The sequence below is a fragment of the Streptomyces sp. NBC_00370 genome, from assembly GCF_036084755.1.
In the GTDB taxonomy this organism is placed as follows: Bacteria; Actinomycetota; Actinomycetes; order Streptomycetales; family Streptomycetaceae; genus Streptomyces.
Genome location: NZ_CP107968.1, coordinates 1,858,881 through 1,879,334, shown reverse-complemented (window position 1 = coordinate 1,879,334; position 20,454 = coordinate 1,858,881). Strand labels below are relative to the sequence as shown.

Sequence of the window (20,454 nt, the reverse complement as noted above, 5' to 3'; positions counted from 1 at the left end):
TTTCTTCTCCAGCACGGCCCTTCTCAGGAGACACTCCGCGTGCAGATCTCCGACGCTGCGGACCTCGCTCACACCAGGCCCGCCCCCATGCACTGGCTCGCCACGGCGACCGCGATGGCCGGTGTCGTGGCCGTCGCGGGACTCCTCCAGCCGGGCCCGGCCACCGCGTCGCAGGCGGCTCACCAGGGACAGGGACAGGTACGCGCGCAGAGCGCGCCGAACCACCAGGCATTGCCGGCCCCCGACCCGGCCGCCGCCCACTTCCCGCTGGAATGTGGCGCCGCCGGGACGGTCGTCACGAAAAAGGCATCCGGCGATCTGGACGGTGACGGCTCCCCGGAGACCGTGGCCGTCGTGCGCTGCGACTCCGGCTCAGGCACCCCGCCGAGCGGGGTCTACGTACTGACCAAGGGCACGGCGGCCACGCCCCGCATAGTGGCGACCCTGCTGGACCCGAAGGCGAAGCAGAGCGTCGGCACCGGCTTCGCGATAACCGGCGGCGCCGTCCTGGCCACCCTGCTGGGCTACTCGGACCCGAGCGTCCCGAGCTGCTGCCCCGACATCCAGGAGCGGGTCTCCTGGAAGTGGCGCGGCGGCGCGTTCGTCCGCAGCGAACAGCCCACCGCCAAGAGCGTCTGACGGCGGGCCGCGCCCCGGCTCAGACCGCGTCCGGGCCGTACACCTCGACGCTGTCCGAAACCCGCCGGACGTGGATGCAGTCGCCCGGACACTCCTTGGCCGAGTCCACCACGTCACGCAGCAGCGGCAGCGGCACCCGGGTGGTGGCACCGGGGGCCTGCAACAGCTCGTCCTCCGGGCTCTTCACATAGGCCAGGCCGTCGATGTCGAGCTCGAAGACCTCGGGCGCGTACTGGGCACAGATCCCGTCACCGGTGCACAGATCCTGGTCGATCCACACCTCCAGCGGATCCTGGGTCTCAGTGACACCTTCGGTGGGAGCCTCCTGCTGCACGATCATGTCTCCTGCCGTTTGCCGCTCCGGGTGGTGCAATATGGGGTAAGTCGCGCCAGCCCTGACGGGTGTTGAACACTTCGACGATACAACCGGCGGCTTTCCGATGTTGTTCGGTGGGTATTCCCCTCACGTGAGGGCGAGCGCAAGGGTGAAGATCGGACACACCCCGACAGTCTTTGTGATCTAGGGGTTTCAATCATCACCGGCCCAGGTAGGGTCAGGAAGCGTCCAGCTCCCCTTGGAGGAGGTGAGGACCGTGGCAGCACACGACGACGACATCAACCGCGGCACCCGGCCCGGTCGGGGGTCTGAAGACCCCGCCGGCCAGGTTGCCTATCTCGAGCAGGAAATCGCCGTCCTGCGACGCAAGCTCGCCGACTCTCCGCGGCACACGAGGATTCTCGAAGAGCGGATCGTCGAGCTGCAGACCAATCTGGCGGGTGTGTCCGCGCAGAACGAGCGGCTCGCCAACACGCTGCGTGAGGCCCGCGACCAGATCGTGGCCCTCAAGGAAGAGGTCGACAGGCTGGCACAGCCGCCGGCCGGTTTCGGCGTCTTCCTGCAGGCGAACGAGGACGGTACGGCCGACATCTTCACCGGGGGCCGCAAGCTCCGGGTGAACGTCAGCCCCAGCGTGGAGCTCGAAGAGCTCAGGCGTGGCCAGGAGGTCATGCTCAACGAGGCGACCAACGTGGTCGAGGCCATGACGTTCGAGCGGGCCGGTGACATCGTCACCCTCAAGGAGATCCTTGAGGACGGCGAGCGCGCCCTGGTCGTCGGGCACACCGACGAGGAACGGGTGGTGCGGCTGGCTGAACCGCTGCTGGACATCACCATCCGGCCCGGCGACGCCCTGCTGCTCGAACCGCGCTCCGGTTACGTCTACGAGGTCATCCCCAAGAGCGAGGTCGAAGAACTCGTCCTCGAAGAGGTCCCGGACGTCGACTACGACAAGATCGGCGGTCTGGGCGGCCAGATCGAGATGATCCGCGACGCGGTCGAGCTTCCGTACCTCTACCCCGACCTCTTCAAGGAGCACGAACTGCGGCCGCCGAAGGGCATCCTGCTCTACGGCCCTCCTGGCTGCGGCAAGACGCTCATCGCCAAGGCCGTGGCGAACTCGCTCGCCAAGAAGGTCGCCGAGGTGACAGGGCGGCCCGCCGGCAAGAGTTACTTCCTCAATATCAAGGGTCCGGAGCTCCTCAACAAGTACGTGGGCGAGACCGAGCGGCACATCCGCCTGGTCTTCCAGCGCGCCCGTGAGAAGGCCAGCGAGGGCACCCCCGTCATCGTCTTCTTCGACGAGATGGAATCCCTCTTCCGCACCCGTGGATCCGGTGTCAGCTCGGACGTGGAGAACACCATCGTCCCCCAGCTGCTCGCCGAGATCGACGGTGTGGAGGGTCTGGAGAACGTCATCGTGATCGGCGCCTCCAACCGTGAGGACATGATCGACCCGGCGATCCTGCGCCCCGGCCGGCTCGATGTGAAGATCAAGATCGAGCGTCCCGACGCCGAGGCGGCCAAGGACATCTTCGCCAAGTACCTGCGCTCCTCGCTGCCCCTGCACACGGACGACCTGTCCGAGCACAGGGACTCCCGTGAGGACGCGGTCCAGGGCATGATCCAGACCGTCGTCGAGCGGATGTACACGGAGTCCGAGGAGAACCGCTTCCTCGAGGTCACGTACGCCAACGGCGACAAGGAAGTCCTCTATTTCAAGGACTTCAACTCCGGCGCCATGATTCAGAACATCGTGGACCGGGCCAAGAAAATGGCCATCAAGGACTTCCTCGACCAGAACCAGAAAGGTCTCAGGGTCTCCCACCTCCTCCAGGCTTGCGTGGACGAGTTCAAGGAGAACGAGGACCTGCCGAACACCACCAACCCCGACGACTGGGCCCGCATCTCCGGAAAGAAGGGCGAGCGGATCGTGTTCATCCGTACGCTCGTCACCGGAAAACAGGGCGCGGACACCGGACGCTCCATCGACACGGTGGCGAACACCGGTCAGTACCTGTAAAACGCACACCGGCTGCGGATGTCCGGAAGGACATCCGCAGCCGCTGCTTTTCCCGTACCTTCCACCACACCAGGCCAATGACGGAAATGATCTCCCCACAAGCGCCATGGCGTTCTAGGCTCGTCGGTACCGCCGGGTCGCGCAGTGCGGGGAAGGGCACCGCACACGCACCGGAGCGACAGCGGTACTTGAGCACCTTTCCCGAAGGGGAGCGGTGCCGGGCAAGGAGGGCCGCATGACTGTACGGCGAGTAATGGGCATCGAGACGGAGTACGGCATCTCCGTTCCGGGTCACCCGAACGCCAATGCCATGCTCACCTCGTCCCAGATCGTGAACGCCTACGCGGCGGCGATGATGCGGGCCCGGCGCGCCCGGTGGGATTTCGAGGAGGAGAACCCGCTGCGGGACGCGCGGGGCTTCGACCTCGCCCGGGAGACGGCGGACTCCAGCCAGCTGACCGACGAGGACATCGGCCTGGCCAACGTGATCCTCACGAACGGCGCACGGCTCTACGTCGACCACGCCCATCCGGAGTACAGCTCACCGGAGATCACCAACCCGCGCGACGCGGTCCTGTGGGACAAGGCCGGCGAGCGCGTCATGGCCGAGGCGGCCGAGCGGGCGGCGCAGATCCCCGGCGCCCAGCCGATCCATCTGTACAAGAACAACACCGACAACAAGGGCGCCTCCTACGGCACGCACGAGAACTACCTCATGCGCCGGGAGACCCCGTTCTCGGACATCGTGCGCCATCTGACGCCGTTCTTCGTCTCCCGGCAGGTCGTCACGGGCGCCGGCCGGGTCGGCATCGGCCAGGACGGCCACGAGCACGGCTTCCAGATCAGCCAGCGCGCCGACTACTTCGAGGTCGAGGTCGGCCTGGAGACCACCCTCAAACGGCCCATCATCAACACTCGCGACGAACCACACTCGGACGCGGAGAAGTACCGCAGGCTGCACGTCATCATCGGTGACGCGAACCTGTCGGAGATCTCCACCTACCTCAAGCTCGGTACGACCTCGCTGGTCCTCGCCATGATCGAGGACGGTTTCATCAACGTCGACCTGGCCGTCGACCAGCCGGTCCGCACCCTGCACCAGGTCTCCCACGACCCGACGCTCAAGCAGCTCGTCACACTGCGCAGCGGACGCACCCTGACCGCCGTCCAGCTCCAGATGGAGTACTACGAGCTGGCCAGAAAATATGTCGAGGAGCGGTACGGCTCCGACGCCGACGAACAGACCCAGGACGTGCTCGGCCGCTGGGAGGACACGCTCAACCGGCTGGAGAACGATCCGATGAGCCTGTCGGGCGAGCTGGACTGGATCACCAAGCGGGAAATACTGGAGGGATACCGCCGCAGGGACGGTCTCGACTGGGACGCGGCCCGGCTGCACCTGGTGGATCTCCAGTACGCCGACGTACGCCCCGAGAAGGGCCTCTACAACCGTCTGGTGGCCCGCGGCAAGATGACCAGGCTGCTGGACGACCAGGACGTGGAACGGGCCAGGACGAAGCCTCCGGAGGACACCAGGGCCTATTTCCGCGGCCGCTGTCTTGAGCAGTACGCGGAGGACGTGGCCGCCGCCTCCTGGGACTCGGTCATCTTCGACCTGCCGGGCCGCGACTCGTTGCAGCGCGTGCCCACCCTGGAACCGCTGCGCGGTACACGTAACCACGTCAAAGAGCTGCTCGACCGGTGCCGTACGGCGGAAGACCTGGTCCGGGTGCTGTCCGGCGGCTGAAATGGTCCCCGGACGGGAATCATGAGGGTGGGCCCCGGACGTTGTACGAAAGTGCGGGGCCGATGTCGGACCCTGCTTGTAGGGTCTGATCTTGAAGGTCACATCGAGCGGGGCGAACCGAGCGGGGTGAGGATATGGCGACCAAGGACACCGGCGGCGGACAGCAGAAGGCGACGCGTTCCACGGAGGACGTCGAGGAGCAGGCGCAGGACGCGCAGGGCTCCGAGGACCTCAAGGAACGTCAGGAGAAGCTGTCGGACGACGTGGACTCCGTTCTCGACGAAATCGACGATGTGCTCGAAGAGAACGCCGAGGACTTCGTGCGTTCGTTCGTGCAAAAGGGCGGGCAGTAACCTGCGTCGCCGCCCCGGCGCCACCGGCGAAAGCCGGTCGCACCGGGGCGGATGACCCGCTGCGGCGCGGGTAAGGTCCGTGCACAGTGCGAAAGATCGGCCCGGCCCCAGCGGCGGGCCGCAGCCAATCCGGAAGGAAACGTGTGGAAGCCAATCCTCGGAGCACCGGGCGTCTGCCGGCGGCCTTCCTGACGCCCGGCTCGTCCTCGTTCATGGATTTCCTGTCGGACCAGTCGCCGGACATGCTCCCCGGCAAGCGTTCGCTGCCGCCGTTGCAGGGTGCCGTCGAGGCGCCGCACGGCACGACGATCGTCGCCGTGACGTTCCCCGGCGGTGTGGTGCTGGCCGGTGACCGGCGGGCCACCATGGGCAACATGATCGCCCAGCGCGACATCGAGAAGGTCTTCCCCGCCGACGAGTTCTCGGCGGTGGGCATCGCCGGCACCGCGGGGCTCGCCGTGGAGATGGTGAAGCTCTTCCAGCTGGAGCTGGAGCACTTCGAGAAGGTCGAAGGCGCCACGCTCTCCCTGGAGGGCAAGGCCAACCGGCTCTCCACGATGATCCGTTCCAACCTGGCCATGGCCATGCAGGGCCTGGCCGTCGTGCCGCTCTTCGCCGGGTACGACGTGGACCGCGAGAAGGGCCGCATCTTCTCGTACGACGTGACGGGCGGACGCTCCGAGGAGAATGGTTACGCCTCGACCGGCTCCGGTTCGATCTTCGCCCGTGGTGCGATGAAGAAGCTCTACCACGACGAGCTGACCGAGCAGGAGGCCACGACACTGGTCATCCAGGCGCTCTACGACGCCGCTGACGACGACTCGGCGACGGGCGGCCCCGACGTGGCCCGCCGGATCTACCCGATCGTCACCGTGATCACGGAGGACGGCTTCCGCCGGCTGGACGACACGGAGTCCGCCGAGATCGCCCGGACGATCCTGGAGCGCCGGCTGCAGCAGCCGGACGGCCCGCGGGCCGCGCTGCTCTGACGTCCCCTCTCCCGAACACATCTGCCACTGACTGAAAGGGACGGATAGCCGGTGTCGACGCCGTTCTATGTCTCACCCCAGCAGGCCATGGCCGACCGGGCGGAATACGCCCGGAAGGGCATCGCCCGCGGTCGCAGCCTGGTTGTGCTGCAGTACGCCGACGGCATCGTGTTCGTCGGCGAGAACCCGTCCCGAGCCCTGCACAAGTTCAGCGAGATCTACGACCGGATCGGCTTCGCCGCCGCCGGCAAGTACAACGAGTACGAGAACCTGCGGATCGGCGGTGTGCGCTACGCGGATCTGCGTGGATACACCTACGACCGCGACGATGTGACGGCCCGTGGCCTCGCCAACGTGTACGCGCAGACGCTGGGCACGATCTTCTCCAGCGCCGGCGAGAAGCCGTACGAGGTCGAGCTGGTCGTCGCCGAGGTGGGCGCCACACCGGACGGCGACCAGATCTACCGGCTGCCGCACGACGGATCGATCGTGGACGAGCACGGCTCGGTCGCGGTCGGCGGCAGCTCCGAGCAGATCAGCACCTATCTGGACCAGCGCCACCGCGAGGCGATGACGCTCGCCGAGGCGCTCAGCCTCGCCGTCCAGGCGCTGTCGCGTGACACCAACGGCGGAGAGCGTGAGATCCCCGCCGAGCGGCTCGAAGTGGCGGTCCTGGACCGCACGCGACCGCAGAAGCGCAAGTTCAAGCGGATCGTCGGCCGTCAGCTCTCCCGGCTGCTGGAGGCGGACGGCGCCGCTTCGACCCCGACCGACGCCCCGTCGGACGACGAGGACAGCTCGGGCACGGACGGAACGGCAGGCCCGAAGTCGATTCAGGATGTCGAGAAGAAGCAGGACAGCTCCGACGAGTGACGTGGGCTCCGCCGCGCGGAGCCCTGTGCCCCGGTCCGCCCCGTGCGGACCGGGGCACAGTCGTACTCGGCGCCGACAGTGCGTCAGAGGCCCGGCGGGGGCGCTGTCGAGCCCCTGACGACCAGCGTGACCGGCAGCTCGCCCCCGGCCGGCTGACGGCCGTCCAGGACCGCCAGGAGCGCCGACATGCCCCGCTCGCCGACCTGTTCGGCCGGCAGTCGCACGGTGGTGAGCTCCGGTTCCACGGCGCCGGCCAGCGTCAGATCGTCGAAGCCGGTCACCGACACGTCCTCCGGCACCCGCAGACCGAGCCTGCGTACGGCCTTGCACGCGCCGGCCGCCAGGATGTCGTCGTCGCAGACCAGGGCCGTCGGCCGGGGCCCCGCCCCGGTCAGGGCGTGTGCGGCGGCCTCGCGCGCTGCGCCCACCTCCAGCGCCGAGGTGACGGTGCGTACGCCGGCGCCCGTACCGCCCAGCGCCTCGGCGAGGGCCCGCGCGCGTACGTCGAAGGTCCAGGAGTCGACGGCGGCGGCGAGATGGACGAACCGCCGGTGGCCGAGGGCCAGCAGATGGTCCGTCACCTGCCGCATGCCGTCCGCCATGTCGAGATTCACCCGGGCGGCGGCGCCCGGCCGCTCCGGATCGCTGTCCAGCATCACCAGCGGCAGATCGGCGCCCCGGATGGTGGCCAGCGCCTCGGCCGCCATCGACGAGGCGATGACACCGTCCAGCGCGGCGCGCGCCGAGGCGAACGGGTCCCTGGCCGGGCCGATCCCGTCGGGTGACGGATACAGCACGACGCCGAAGTCGTGTTCGGCGGCGACCGCGGCTGCCCCCGTGTACACCCGGGCGAAGAACTCGTTGGTGAGCGCCGGCACGACCAGCAGCGCCGTCCTGGTCCTGCCGAGCCGCAGGTTGCGGGCCGCGAGGTTGGGCCGGTAGCCCAGCTCCCGCGCGCTGTCCCTGACCAGCAGCGCGGTCCGCTCGGAGACCCTGCCCCGCCACTTGTCGCCGAGCACCAGCGAGACCGTCGCCTGCGATACACCGGCGGCCCGCGCCACGTCCCTGCTGGTGGGCCTGGCGGCCTGCTCGTTCATGACTGCCGACTCCCTGCCGGTGGACCCGCGTGCTGCGCACATGGTACGTATGACGCCTGACGTTATACGTAACACTCCGGCCGTCGGGTGAAACCGGCGCACCGGGGGAGAGGGGCGGAGCGGGCTGTGGGAGCCACCGGATACAAGGACCTGCTCAAAACCCCGCACGCGGCCCGGCTGCTGGCGGGCACGCTGGTGGGCCGGCTGCCCAACGCCACGGCCCCGATCGCCGTCGTGCTGCTCGTACGGGCCGAGGGCGGCGGCTACAGCCTGGCCGGCGCGCTGGCCGCCGTGTACGGCATCGCCAACGCCGTCGGACAGCCGCTGCTCGGCCGGGCCGTGGACCTCTACGGCCAGCCACGCGTCCAACTGCCCGCAGCCGTGCTCTCCGCGCTCGGTGTGGTGCTGCTCGTGGCCGTCGGCACCGACCCGCCGCTCCTCGCCTACCTGGCCGTCGTGGTGGCGGGCCTGTGCACCCCGCCGCTCGAAGGCGGGCTGCGGGCCCTGTGGCCCAGCGTCCTCGGCAAGGAGGACCGGGTGCACCGGGCCTACGCCATGGACGCGGTGGCCCAGGAAGTGATGTTCACGGTCGGACCGCTGCTCGTCACCCTGCTGGTCGCCCTCTGGTCCCCGGGTGTCGCGCTGCTCGTCATCAACGCGACCGGGGTGCTCGGCGCGCTGTCCGTCGTGGTGTCCGAGCCCTCACGCGCGTGGCGCTCGGCGCCGCGCGAGGCCCATTGGCTGGGCGCGCTGCGCTCACCCGGTCTCCTCGCGCTGCTCGCCGCCTTCCTGTTCGTCGGGGTGGCCCTGGGCTCCATCACGGTCGCCGGCGTCGCGTACGCCGACGACCAGGGCCGGGAGTCGGTCTACGGCTGGCTGATGGCGGCCCTCGGACTCGGCGCGCTGCTGGGCGGGGTGGTGTACGGCTCACGGCAGTGGGCGGGCGCACCCGAACGGCGGCTGCGGACGATCGTCGCGCTGCTCGCGCTGGGCTATCTGCCGCTCACCCTCACCCCCGGCGTGGTGGCGATGACGGGGCTCTGCGTGATCGCCGGAGTCTTCCTCGCGCCCGCCATCGCCTGCGCGTTCATCGTCGTGGACCGGCACGCCCCGCGCGGCACCGTCACCGAGGCGTTCTCCTGGCTGGTGACGACCTTCGGGGTGGGCGCCGCACTGGGCACGGCGGCCGCGGGACCCGCCGTCGACGCGGGCGGTACGACGGCCAGCTTCGCCGTCGCCGGGGCCGGTGGCGTCGCCGCGCTGCTCGTACTGATCGCCACCCGACGGGTCCTCGCAGCTCCCGGCCGTACTTCGAATGCCACGGCCGGAACCGAAAATGATCGAAGCGGGGCGGCCGAACCCGGTTTCAGCTCAGGCCATCAGGCGTAATGTTCAGACATGGACCGCCGCATTTTCGGGCTGGAGAACGAGTACGGCGTCACGTGCACGTTCAGGGGACAGCGCCGACTGTCACCTGACGAAGTGGCGCGCTACCTCTTCCGCCGTGTTGTCTCATGGGGCCGCAGCAGCAATGTCTTCCTGCGGAACGGCGCCCGCCTCTATCTCGACGTGGGTTCGCATCCGGAATACGCGACACCGGAATGCGACAACGTGACCGAGCTGGTCACGCACGACAAGGCCGGTGAGCGCATTCTCGAAGGTCTGCTCGTCGACGCCGAACGCCGCCTGCACGAGGAGGGAATCGCCGGCGACGTCTATCTCTTCAAGAACAACACCGACTCGGCGGGAAACTCCTACGGCTGCCACGAGAACTATCTCGTCGCCCGCCACGGAGAGTTCTCCCGGCTCGCGGACATCCTCATCCCGTTCCTCGTCACCAGGCAGCTGCTCTGCGGCGCCGGGAAGGTGCTGCAGACTCCGCGTGGCGCCGTCTACTGCGTCAGCCAGCGGGCCGAGCACATCTGGGAGGGCGTCAGTTCAGCGACGACCCGCTCCCGTCCGATCATCAACACCCGTGACGAGCCGCACGCGGACGCCGAGCGCTACCGGCGGCTGCATGTGATCGTCGGCGACTCGAACATGTCCGAGACGACCATGCTGCTGAAGGTCGGTGCCACCGACCTCGTCCTGCGCATGATCGAGGCGGGCACGGTGATGCGTGACCTCACCCTGGAGAACCCGATCCGGGCCATCCGCGAGGTCAGCCACGACATCACGGGCCAGCGCAAGGTCCGGCTGGCGAGCGGCCGCGAGGCCTCGGCCATCGAGGTGCAGCGGGAGTACTACGAGAAGGCCGTCGACTTCGTCGACCGCCGCGGCATCCGCACCGGCACCGTCGAGCAGGTCCTGGAGCTCTGGGGCCGCACGCTCGACGCGATCGAGGCCGAGGACCTCGACCGGATCAGCACGGAGATCGACTGGGTCATGAAGTACCAGCTGATCGAGCGCTACCGGGCCAAGCACAACATGACCATGTCGCATCCGCGGGTCGCCCAGATAGACCTCGCCTACCACGACATCCACCGCCGTCGCGGGCTGTACTACCTGCTGGAGAAGAAGGGCCAGGCGGCCCGGATCTGCAACGATCTGAAGATCTTCGAAGGCAAGTCGGTGCCCCCGCAGACCACCAGGGCGCGGCTGCGCGGCGACTTCATCCGCCGGGCCCAGGAGCAGCGGCGGGACTTCACCGTCGACTGGGTCCATCTGAAGCTCAACGACCAGGCGCAGCGCACCGTGCTCTGCAAGGACCCCTTCCGGTCGGTCGACGACCGGGTGGAGAAGCTCATCGCCGGTATGTGACCGACGGCCACGACCGGATTTTCGCCGGGTTTTGGCCGGATACGCACGGGCCCCGTACGAACGCCGTACGGGGCCCGTGCGCACGCTGTACACCTGAGCGATCGGCGCAGGGTCGTAGAGTGGCCGCACGGACATCCCCCTACACCCCCGAGGACCCTCTGTGCGACGCCGTCTTGCAGCCCTGCTGATCGTGCCGGCCCTGGCGCTGACCGCGTGTGGAGGTGGTGGGGACTCCAAGAAGGACGACTCCGCCGCGTCCAAATCCGCGTCCCCTTCGGCCGGTCCTTCCGCCCCCGCGTCGCCGCCGGCGGTTCCCAAGCCCGTCGACACGGCGGATCCGATGCCGACCGTCGCGGGGGCCACGGGCAAGAAGGCGACCATCACCCTGCCCAAGGGCGACCCGAGCGACAAGTTCGTCGTGCACACCATCTCCAAGGGCAGCGGCACCGAGGTCAAGAAGGGCGACCTCGTGATGGCCGACTTCACCGTCAAGGTGTGGAAGGGCGGCAAGGACCTCGGCAGCTCGTACGACAAGGGCGCGGCCCCGCAGGTCATCCCGGCCGGCGCGCAGAACGTGATCCCGGCGTTCTCGGACGGTGTGGTCGGCCAGAAGCTCGGCAGCAGGGTGCTGGTCGTGGCCCCGCCGAACGCCGGCTTCGGCCCGCAGGGCAGCCAGCAGCTCGGGGTCAGCGGCACCGACACCCTGGTGTTCGTGCTGGACCTCGAAAAGGTGATTCCCACCCAGGCCGAGGGCACCCAGTCCTCGATCCCGAAGAACCTGCCGCAGGTCAAGGCGGGCAAGGGCGTGGCGGCGACGATCTCCGTGCCGAAGAACAACCCGCCGTCCGCCCTGGTCAGCAAGACGATCGTGGAGGGCAAGGGCGCCACGGTCAAGAACGGCCAGAGCGTCTACATGCAGTACACCGGCGCCACCTGGAAGCCCAACGAGGGCAAGCCGGCGGCCACGCCGTTCGACGACTCCTGGAAGACCGGGGCGCCGTTCGCGACGACCATCGGCACCAAGCAGGTCATCGAGGGCTGGGACAAGGGCCTCGTCGGCAAGAAGGTCGGCAGCCGGGTGCTGCTGGTGATCCCGCCGGCGCTGGGGTACAAGGACCAGGCGCAGGGTGACACCATCCCCGCCAACTCGACTCTGGTGTTCGTCGTCGAGATCCTGGCGGCGGTGTAACACTGTCCCGGTTGTCCCGTTCATCATTTCGAGGAGCAGTTCAGTGAGCAACGAAAAGCCCGAGGTCGACTTCCCGGGTGGCGAGCCGCCTGCCGATCTGGAGATCAAGGACCTCTGGGAGGGTGAAGGCCAGGAGGCCAAGGCGGGCGACAGCGTCTCCGTCCACTACGTGGGCGTGGCCTTCTCCACCGGCGAGGAGTTCGACTCGTCGTGGAACCGCGGCACCCCGCTGCGGTTCAACCTTGGCGCAGGACAGGTCATCTCCGGCTGGGACCAGGGTGTCCAGGGCATGAAGGTCGGCGGCCGTCGCCAGCTGACGATTCCCGCGCACCTCGCGTACGGGGACCGCGGCGCACCGGGTGCCATCGCGCCCGGCGAGACGCTGATCTTCGTCTGCGATCTGGTCGCCGTCTGATCACATCCGGACATGATCCGTGTCCACCTGGGGCCCATGCCGTCAGGCATGGGCCCTCGGCTTTTGCGGGCACACTCCGGGACGGTACGGTCAACGGTCGGAAGTACCACCAGAAAGGGCTTCGATGGCCATTGCCAAGGCCGAGCGGTTGATGAACCTGGCGCTGTGTCTGCTCGGGACCAGGCGGCCGCTCAGCAAGCGCGAACTGCGCGGCTCCATCGAGGCCTATCTGGAGGCAGGCTCCGACGACTCCTTCAACCGCATGTTCGAGCGGGACAAGGACGATCTGCGCGAACTTGGCCTGGTCATCGAGACCGTGGAGAACCTGGACGGCGACACGGGCTACGTGGCCCGGCGCGACAGCAACCGGCTGCCCGCCATCACCCTCGACGCCGAGGAGGCCGCGGCCCTCGGCCTCGCGGCGAAGGTCTGGCAGCAGGCCCGGCTGGCCGGCGCGGCCAGCGGCGCGCTGCAGAAGCTGCGGGCCGCCGGGATGCCGGAGGCCGAGGACAGCTACGAGGCCCACCACAGCGCCCTCGAACCCCGTATCCCCGTGCACGAGGCGGCCTTCGAGCCGCTGATGCTGGCCTGCCGCGACCGGCGGCCCGTCGTCTTCGACTACCGCAAGGCCAACGCGGCGCGCCCCGAGCAGCGCCAGGTCGAGCCCTGGACGCTGGAGTGCTGGCGCGGCCACTGGTACTTGGCCGGCTGGGACCGGGAGCGCGGGGCCGAGCGGGTCTTCCGGCTCTCCAGGATCACCGGCCGGATCCGCTCCAGGTCGGGCGAGTTCTCGGCGCCGGTGCCCGACGTGGTGACCGTACGGGAGACCGTGGAGAGCTGGGCGGGGGAGACGGCGACCCGCTCCGCCCTGATCAAATTGCGCTCGGGCAGCGGCTATCCGCTGCGCGCCAAGGCGCTGTCGTCGCGTGAGCTGGGCGACGGCTGGGACGAGCTGGAGGTCCCGTACGGGCACGGTCTGGACGCCTGGCTGGTGGAGTTCGGCCCGGACGCTGTCGTGCTGGAGCCCGCGGACCTGCGGGCCGACGTCGTGGAGCGGCTGCGCGCCGTGGCCAAGGGCTGAGGGGAGGCGACCACCATGGCTGCCAACGCCATCGACCAGACCCGCCGGATGCTGTCGCTCGTGACGTATCTGCGGGAGCGCCCCGGCGCCCATGTCAGCGATGTCGCGCGGGCGTTCGGCATCACCGAGGACGAGCTGATCTCCGACCTCGACGTGCTGCCCATGTGCGGCACGAGCTTCCGGGGCGGCGACCTCCTCGACATCGACACCGACGGCGACCGCATCTGGTGGCACAACCCGGACGATGTCGCCGAGCCGCTGCGGCTCGCCGCCGACGAGGCGACGGCGCTGCTCGTCGCCGCCCGCGCGGTGGCCACCCTGCCCGGGCTCCGGGAGAGCGACCGGCAGGCGCTGCTGCGCGCCACGGCCAAGCTGGAGGCGGCGGCGGGCGAGGCGGCGGGAGCCAGCTCCCGGCTGTCGGTGACCTTCGAGTCGGAGGGCGGCGTCTTCGCCGACGTCGATCGGGCGATCTCCGAGCGCCGCAGGCTGTGGCTGCGCTACTACTCCCCGGCCAGGGACGAACTGACCGAGCGGGAGGTCGACCCGATCCGGCTGTTCGCCGTGGGCCACACGTACATGGAGGCGTGGTGCCGTACGTCCGAGGCCCGGCGGACGTTCCGGCTCGACCGGGTGGCCGAGATCAAGCTCCTCGACGCGCCCTCCGCCCCGCCCGAGCTGGAGCTGCGCGATCTGTCGGAGGGTCTGGTGCAGCCCTCGGCCGACGATCCCGAGGTGGTCGTCGAGGTCGGCCCCGGCGGTCGCTGGGTGGCCGAGTACTACCCGCACGACAGCGCGGATGAACTTCCCGACGGCGGGCTGCGTATCACGCTGCGTACCCCGGCCCCCGCCTCCCTGCGGCGCCTCGCGCTGCGGCTCGGCGGTGACGGCCGGATCGTCTCCCCGCAGGACCTGGCCGAGAGCGCGCGGCTGGCGGCACACGAGGCGCTCGCCGCCTACGACGGCCAAGAGTAGGAAGACTCAAAGACATGTCGGGAGTATCTGGGATGGTCGGAATGTCTGGGATGTCCGGTGCGGCGTACGAACTCTCGACCGTCACCCCGGTCCTCTTCAAGGCCGCCTGCCCGCATTGCAGAGCCGGCTTCGAACTGTCCGCGGGGGCGCTGTGCCTGGCGATAGGCGCGAGCAGGCGGACCACCTTCTACTCCTTCACCTGCCCGGAGTGCGAGAGCGCCGTACGCAAGCCCGCGGGCGAGCGCATCGTCGAACTCCTCACCGGCGGCGGGGTACGGACGCTGCGCCTCCACTCCCGCTCCGGGGCCAGCTGAGAAAGGGCCTAGGCTGCCGGTATGTTCTGGCCCATGCTCGCCATCGCCCTCGGGTTCTGCGGTATCGCCGTGCTCGGGGTGCTGGCCGTACGCGTCTTCCTGGAGACCCAGCGGCTCGGCCGTCAGGTCGCCGCCACCACGGAGCGGATCAACCGTGCCTCGGAGGATCTGGAGCGCGCCGCGACCCGGCTCGCCGCCACCGGCGAGGCCCTGCGGTAGCCGCACCCTCCGGTGCGATGTCCCGCCGTGACACCTACCCAGGTCAGGTCGTGCCCGACGCACCCTCCTGCATCGCCAGTTCGGGCGGTAAGGTGATCGGCGTGGCCCAGGTAGCGAGGCACGGGCCGCATGCGGAAGAGCGAGAGTGCCGTCAGGGGCTTGCTTTTTGTTCACCCCTGGGCGTTACGATCGCTGCACATGGCACGGTCGGGCCCCTATGCCCGGCCGCGATCGTGCAGGCCCGTCCCATGCAGCCTCGGTGAGAAGGTAAACGCTTATGTTCGGAAGGCTCGGAGCCCCCGAGATCATTCTCATCCTCGTCGTGATCGTGCTGCTGTTCGGCGCGAAGAAGCTTCCCGACATGGCGCGTTCGCTCGGCAAGTCGGCCCGCATCCTCAAGAGCGAGGCCAAGGCGATGAAGTCGGAAGGCGCTGCGACGGCCCCGGCGGACCCGCCGACCGACCCGACGGCCCAGGACCAGTCGGCTCCCCGTACCATCAAGGCCGCGCCCGGTGACGTGACGAGTGCCCGTCCGGTGAGCGAGCCGACGGACTCCACTCAGCGCTGAGACCAGGGCCGGAGCGGACGCTGTCAGCGGTGGTCCGCCGCACGAGATGAGGACGTGGGTTGCTCAAGTCTGCCCGCAAGCAGGAGACGGATCCCGAGGGGCGCATGCCCCTCGTGGAGCACCTGCGTGAGCTGCGCAACCGAATGGCGAAGGGCCTGCTGGCAATCGTCGTCGTCACGCTTGTCGCCGCCTTCTTCTACAACGAAATAATCGACTTCTTCACGAAGCCGGTGCTCCAGTCGGTCGGCTGCCCCACCGACTTCAGCGCGCTCGCTCAGCAGACCAAGGGCAACACCCAGTGCGCCCACATCACCCTCAACGGGCTCCTGGCGCCGTTCACCCTCGCCCTCAAGGTCTCCCTGACGGCGGGCGTGGTGCTCGCCTCGCCGGTCTGGCTCTACCAGCTCTGGGCGTTCCTCGCGCCCGGCCTGCACAGCAACGAGAAGAAGTACACGCTCTCCTTCGTCGGCGCCGGTGTGCCGCTGTTCCTCGGCGGCGCCCTCTTCGCCTACAAGGTGCTGCCGACCACGGCCAAGGTCCTGCTGGGCTTCTCGCCGAGCGGTGTGGACAACCTGCTGCCGCTGGACGACCTGCTCGACCTCGTGACCCGCATGGTCGTCGTCTTCGGCCTCTCCTTCGAGATGCCGCTGCTGCTCGTCATGCTGAACTTCGCGGGCATCCTCACCGGCCGCCGGATGATCGGCTGGTGGCGGGCCATGATCTTCGGCATCACCGTCTTCGCCGCCATCGCGACGCCGAGCACCGACCCGCTGTCGATGCTCGCCCTGTCCGCGCCGATCTGGGTGCTGTACTTCGCGGCCTGCTTCGTCTCGATGTACAACGACCGGCGCCGCCGGCTGCGCACCGCGACGGGCCCCTCCGACGACGAGGCGTCCGATCTGGACCTCACGCCGGAAGACGTCGACTCGGCCATAGAGCCCGTCTCCGCCTCGCCCGTGCTGCCCGAGCAGACGGACGCCGGCCGGGCGAACCGGCTCAACGGCTACGACGACGTCACCTGATCCCGTAACGGCTCTCGTCCGTCGGGGCACCGTCTTGTAGGGTCCGCCGGGTGACCAGCGAGATCACCCTCTTCGTCAACCCCACAGCGGGTCGCGGCAGGGGCGCGCGTGCCGTGCGGCCCGCCGCCGACGCACTCCGGGCCGCCGGCTTCTTCGTACGGACGGTCCTCGGCTCCGACGCGCCCGACGCGCTGCGCCGGGCAGGGGAAGCGGTCGACGGCGGCACCGGCGCCCTGATAGCCGTCGGCGGCGACGGGCTGATCTCCCTGGCGCTGCAAGCGGTCGCCGGTACCCACGTCCCGCTCGGCGTGATAGCCGTCGGCACCGGCAACGACTTCGCCCGCGCGCTCGGACTGCCCGTACGCGACCCGGTGGCGGCCGCCCTGCTGGCCGCCGACACGCTCAAGAACGGCACACCGCGCGCCGTCGACCTCGGCCGGGTCACCGGCGGGAGCGGCGACAGATGGTTCGGCACGGTCCTCGCCTCCGGCTTCGACTCACGGGTCAACGACCGGGGCAACCGGATGCGGCTGCCCGCCGGCCGGTTCAAGTACGACCTCGCCATGCTCGCCGAGCTGGCCGCCTTCGCGCCCGTCCCGTACCGGATGACCCTGGACGACGGGGTCGAGCGGCGGATCGAGGCCACGCTCGTCGCGGTCGGCAACGGCTCCTCGTACGGCGGCGGGATGCGGATCGCCGCCGGCGCCGAGATGGACGACGGCCTCTTCGACGTGACGGTCGTCGCCGGATGCAGCCGCTCCACCCTGCTCCGGGTCTTCCCGAAGGTCTACCGGGGGACACATCTGAGCCACCCCGTCGTCACGGTCCACCGCACCGCGCGGATCACCCTCGCGGCAGACGGCCTCACCGGCTACGCCGACGGCGAACCGCTCGGCCCGCTGCCGCTCACCGCCACCTGCGTGCCCGGCGCCGTGCGCGTCCTCGCCGGAGCGGACGACGGCCGCTCCAAGTCGAAATAAAGATCGCGGTGACTGTCATACCTGGCGGGTAGGCTCGACAGCAAGATGACTGAGGACCTCTCACCAGCCGAGCGGTACGCCGCTGCCCGGATCCGCGCCGTCGAGCAGGCCACGGCGCTCGCCTCCTTCCGGGAGATGTACGAGTTCGGCCTCGACCCGTTCCAGGTCGAGGCGTGCCAGGCCCTGGAGTCCGGGAAGGGCGTGCTGGTCGCGGCGCCCACCGGCTCGGGCAAGACGATCGTCGGCGAGTTCGCCGTCCACCTGGCCCTGGCCGAGGGCCGCAAGTGCTTCTACACCACGCCCATCAAGGCGCTCTCCAACCAGAAGTACGCGGATCTGGCCAAGCGCTACGGCGCCGACAAGGTCGGCCTGCTGACCGGGGACAACAGCGTCAACTCCGACGCGCCGGTGGTCGTCATGACCACCGAGGTCCTGCGGAACATGCTCTACGCGGGCTCGCAGTCGCTCACCGGGCTCGGCTATGTGGTGATGGACGAGGTCCACTACCTCTCCGACCGGTTCCGCGGCGCCGTCTGGGAAGAGGTGATCATCCACCTCCCCGAGTCGGTCACGCTGGTCTCGCTCTCCGCGACGGTCTCCAACGCCGAGGAGTTCGGCGACTGGCTCGACACCGTGCGGGGCGACACCGAGGTCATCGTCTCCGAGCACCGTCCCGTGCCGCTGTGGCAGCACGTGATGGCGGGCCGCCGGATGTACGACCTCTTCGAGGAGGAGTCCGACCACGGCGGCCGTGGCGTCGGCAAGCGCGAGACCAACCCGGACCTGGTCCGGATGGCCCGCATGGAGAACCAGCGCACGTACAACCCGCGCGACCGGCGGCGCGGCAAGATGGTCCGCGAGGCCGACCGGGAGCGCGAGCGCAGACAGCGCAGCCGGATCTGGACGCCGTCACGGCCCGAGGTCATCGAGCGGCTCGACGCCGAGGGGCTGCTCCCGGCGATCACGTTCATCTTCAGCAGGGCCGCCTGCGAGGCAGCCGTACAGCAGTGCATGCACGCCGGCCTGCGGCTGAACAACGACGAGGCGCGCCGCAGGGTCCGCGAGATCGTCGAGGAGCGCACCGCCTCCATCCCCGGCGAGGATCTTCATGTCCTCGGCTACTACGAATGGCTGGAGGGCCTGGAGCGCGGTATCGCCGCGCACCACGCCGGCATGCTGCCGACCTTCAAGGAGGTCGTGGAAGACCTGTTCGTGCGCGGCCTGGTCAAGGCCGTCTTCGCCACGGAGACGCTGGCGCTCGGCATCAACATGCCGGCCAGGACCGTGATCCTGGAGAAGCTCGTCAAGTGGAACGGCGAGCAGCACGCCGACATCACCCCCGGTGAGTACACCCAGCTCACCGGGCGGGCCGGCCGCCGCGGCATCGACGTCGAGGGCCACGCGGTGGTGCTGTGGCAGCGCGGGATGGACCCGGGCGCCCTCGCCGGGCTCGCCGGGACCCGTACGTACCCGCTGCGCTCCAGCTTCCGCCCGTCGTACAACATGGCGGTCAATCTGGTCCAGCAGTTCGGCAGGCACCGCTCGCGTGAGCTGCTGGAGACCTCCTTCGCCCAGTTCCAGGCCGACAAGTCGGTCGTCGGGATCTCCCGGCAGGTGCAGAAGAACGAGGAAGGGCTCGACGGCTACCGCCAGGGCATGACCTGTCACCTCGGTGACTTCGAGGAGTACGCGCGGCTGCGCCGCGAGCTGAAGGACCGGGAGAACGAGCTGGCGAAGCAGGGCGCCGTGCAGCGGCGCGCCGCTGCCGCCGCCTCGCTGGAGAAGCTGAAGCCGGGCGACGTGATCCACGTACCGACGGGGAAGTTCGCCGGGCTCGCGCTGGTCCTCGACCCCGGGGTGCCGGCCGGGCGCTCCAACGGACACCGCGGCCTGGAGTACCAGGAAGGGCCCCGGCCCCTGGTCCTGACCGCCGAACGGCAGGTCAAGCGGCTGGCGTCGATGGACTTCCCGGTGCCCGTGGAGGCGCTGGACCGGATGCGGGTCCCCAAGTCGTTCAACGCGCGCTCGCCGCAGTCGCGCCGCGACCTGGCGTCCGCGCTGCGCACGAAGGCCGGGCACATCGTGCCCGAGCGGCACCGCAAGCAGCGGGCCGAGGCGGCGGACGACCGGGAGATCGCCCGGCTGCGCACCGCCCTGCGGGCCCACCCCTGCCACGGCTGTGACGAGCGGGAGGACCACGCCAGGTGGGCCGAGCGCTACCACCGGCTGCAGCGGGACACGCGGCAGCTGGAGCGCCGGATCGAGGGCAGGACGAACACGATCGCCCGCACCTTCGACCGCATCGTCAAGCTGCTCACCGAGCTGGACTATCTGCGCGGCAACGAGGTCACGGAGCACGGCAAGCGGCTGGCCAGGCTCTACGGGGAGCTGGATCTGCTGGCCAGTGAGTGTCTGCGCGAGGGCGTCTGGGAGGGGCTCGGCCCCGCCGAGCTGGCGGCGTGCGTGTCGGCGCTGGTCTACGAGGCCCGGCAGTCGGACGACGCGGTGACGCCCAAGGTCCCCTCGGGCAACGCGAAGGCCGCGCTCAACGACATGGTGCGGATCTGGAGCCGGCTGGACGATCTGGAGGAGGACTTCAAGATCAACCAGGCGGAGGGCGTCGGTCAGCGCGAACCCGACCTCGGGTTCGCCTGGGCGGTCTACATGTGGGCGTCCGGGCGCGGGCTCGACGAGGTGCTGCGCGAGGCCGAGATGCCGGCGGGCGACTTCGTCCGCTGGTGCAAGCAGGTCATCGACGTGCTCGGACAGATCGCCGCCGCCGCTCCCCGGGAGAACAGCACGGTCGCGAAGAACGCCCGCAAGGCGGTGGATGAGGTACGGCGCGGCGTCGTGGCGTACAGCTCGGTCGGCTGACC

General features: G+C 69.5%; 20 protein-coding genes. 18 read left to right on the top strand and 2 right to left on the bottom strand.

What is annotated here, in order from left to right; genetic code table 11:
* The first annotated feature begins 39 nt into the window (after positions 1–39).
* Complete coding sequence (locus OHS57_RS08035; protein ID WP_041991376.1) at positions 40–639, top strand: hypothetical protein; 600 nt, start codon at positions 40–42, stop codon at positions 637–639.
* A 19-nt stretch (positions 640–658) separates the two neighbouring features.
* Here the strand turns inward: OHS57_RS08035 and OHS57_RS08030 are convergent, their stop codons facing one another.
* Positions 659–979, bottom strand: a complete 321-nt coding sequence (locus OHS57_RS08030) for a ferredoxin (RefSeq protein WP_041991379.1) — start codon at positions 977–979, stop codon at positions 659–661.
* Positions 980–1,232: 253 nt separating this feature from the next.
* On the opposite strand from OHS57_RS08030, the gene arc reads away from it, so the two are divergent.
* The 5 genes from arc (at position 1,233) to prcA (ending at position 6,961) form a co-directional block, all read left to right on the top strand.
* The gene (gene arc, locus OHS57_RS08025) at positions 1,233–2,999 is read left to right on the top strand and encodes a proteasome ATPase (RefSeq protein ID WP_041996798.1); all 1,767 of its coding nucleotides are present in this window, start codon (positions 1,233–1,235) and stop codon (positions 2,997–2,999) included.
* 235 nt (positions 3,000–3,234) lie between these two features.
* Positions 3,235–4,746, top strand: coding sequence for a depupylase/deamidase Dop (gene dop / locus OHS57_RS08020; protein WP_078863715.1), 1,512 nt, complete (start codon positions 3,235–3,237; stop codon positions 4,744–4,746).
* Between the two features lie 134 nt (positions 4,747–4,880).
* On the top strand, positions 4,881–5,099 hold the full coding sequence (locus OHS57_RS08015; protein WP_041991383.1) for a ubiquitin-like protein Pup: 219 nt from the start codon (positions 4,881–4,883) through the stop codon (positions 5,097–5,099).
* Positions 5,100–5,242: 143 nt separating this feature from the next.
* Entirely contained in the window at positions 5,243–6,088 is an 846-nt protein-coding gene (gene prcB, locus OHS57_RS08010; RefSeq protein WP_041991384.1) for a proteasome subunit beta, read from the top strand.
* Between the two features lie 51 nt (positions 6,089–6,139).
* Positions 6,140–6,961: a proteasome subunit alpha gene (gene prcA / locus OHS57_RS08005; protein WP_041991387.1), complete on the top strand. Its 822-nt coding sequence runs from the start codon at positions 6,140–6,142 to the stop codon at positions 6,959–6,961.
* Between the two features lie 83 nt (positions 6,962–7,044).
* Here prcA and OHS57_RS08000 read toward each other — a convergent pair whose 3' ends face one another.
* Positions 7,045–8,058, bottom strand: coding sequence for a LacI family DNA-binding transcriptional regulator (locus tag OHS57_RS08000; protein WP_328581499.1), 1,014 nt, complete (start codon positions 8,056–8,058; stop codon positions 7,045–7,047).
* 126 nt (positions 8,059–8,184) lie between these two features.
* On the opposite strand from OHS57_RS08000, the gene OHS57_RS07995 reads away from it, so the two are divergent.
* From OHS57_RS07995 to OHS57_RS07940, 12 genes are all read left to right on the top strand, one after another.
* The gene (locus tag OHS57_RS07995; protein ID WP_328581498.1) at positions 8,185–9,447 is read left to right on the top strand and encodes an MFS transporter; all 1,263 of its coding nucleotides are present in this window, start codon (positions 8,185–8,187) and stop codon (positions 9,445–9,447) included.
* Between the two features lie 9 nt (positions 9,448–9,456).
* Positions 9,457–10,818: a Pup--protein ligase gene (pafA, locus tag OHS57_RS07990; RefSeq protein WP_041991391.1), complete on the top strand. Its 1,362-nt coding sequence runs from the start codon at positions 9,457–9,459 to the stop codon at positions 10,816–10,818.
* Between the two features lie 160 nt (positions 10,819–10,978).
* Positions 10,979–12,007 carry an FKBP-type peptidyl-prolyl cis-trans isomerase gene (locus tag OHS57_RS07985; RefSeq protein ID WP_328581497.1) on the top strand — a complete coding sequence of 343 codons (1,029 nt, stop codon included), beginning with the start codon at positions 10,979–10,981 and terminating at the stop codon, positions 12,005–12,007.
* A 43-nt stretch (positions 12,008–12,050) separates the two neighbouring features.
* Positions 12,051–12,422, top strand: a complete 372-nt coding sequence (locus OHS57_RS07980) for an FKBP-type peptidyl-prolyl cis-trans isomerase (protein ID WP_041991395.1) — start codon at positions 12,051–12,053, stop codon at positions 12,420–12,422.
* A 124-nt stretch (positions 12,423–12,546) separates the two neighbouring features.
* Positions 12,547–13,503, top strand: a complete 957-nt coding sequence (locus tag OHS57_RS07975; protein ID WP_041991398.1) for a helix-turn-helix transcriptional regulator — start codon at positions 12,547–12,549, stop codon at positions 13,501–13,503.
* Between the two features lie 15 nt (positions 13,504–13,518).
* Positions 13,519–14,475, top strand: a complete 957-nt coding sequence (locus tag OHS57_RS07970) for a helix-turn-helix transcriptional regulator (protein ID WP_041991400.1) — start codon at positions 13,519–13,521, stop codon at positions 14,473–14,475.
* Between the two features lie 32 nt (positions 14,476–14,507).
* Positions 14,508–14,789 (top strand): hypothetical protein, encoded by a 282-nt coding sequence (locus OHS57_RS07965; protein ID WP_041991402.1) that lies wholly within the window; start codon positions 14,508–14,510, stop codon positions 14,787–14,789.
* 21 nt (positions 14,790–14,810) lie between these two features.
* Positions 14,811–15,008 carry a hypothetical protein gene (locus OHS57_RS07960; RefSeq protein ID WP_041991404.1) on the top strand — a complete coding sequence of 66 codons (198 nt, stop codon included), beginning with the start codon at positions 14,811–14,813 and terminating at the stop codon, positions 15,006–15,008.
* Positions 15,009–15,285: 277 nt separating this feature from the next.
* Positions 15,286–15,576 (top strand): Sec-independent protein translocase subunit TatA, encoded by a 291-nt coding sequence (tatA, locus tag OHS57_RS07955; protein ID WP_041991406.1) that lies wholly within the window; start codon positions 15,286–15,288, stop codon positions 15,574–15,576.
* A 59-nt stretch (positions 15,577–15,635) separates the two neighbouring features.
* A complete protein-coding gene (tatC, locus tag OHS57_RS07950) occupies positions 15,636–16,598 on the top strand; it encodes a twin-arginine translocase subunit TatC (protein WP_041991407.1) in 963 nt (320 codons plus the stop codon).
* 50 nt (positions 16,599–16,648) lie between these two features.
* Positions 16,649–17,578: a diacylglycerol kinase gene (locus OHS57_RS07945; RefSeq protein WP_328581496.1), complete on the top strand. Its 930-nt coding sequence runs from the start codon at positions 16,649–16,651 to the stop codon at positions 17,576–17,578.
* A gap of 45 nt (positions 17,579–17,623) precedes the next feature.
* Positions 17,624–20,452: a DEAD/DEAH box helicase gene (locus tag OHS57_RS07940; protein WP_041991411.1), complete on the top strand. Its 2,829-nt coding sequence runs from the start codon at positions 17,624–17,626 to the stop codon at positions 20,450–20,452.
* The last annotated feature ends 2 nt before the right edge of the window (positions 20,453–20,454 follow it).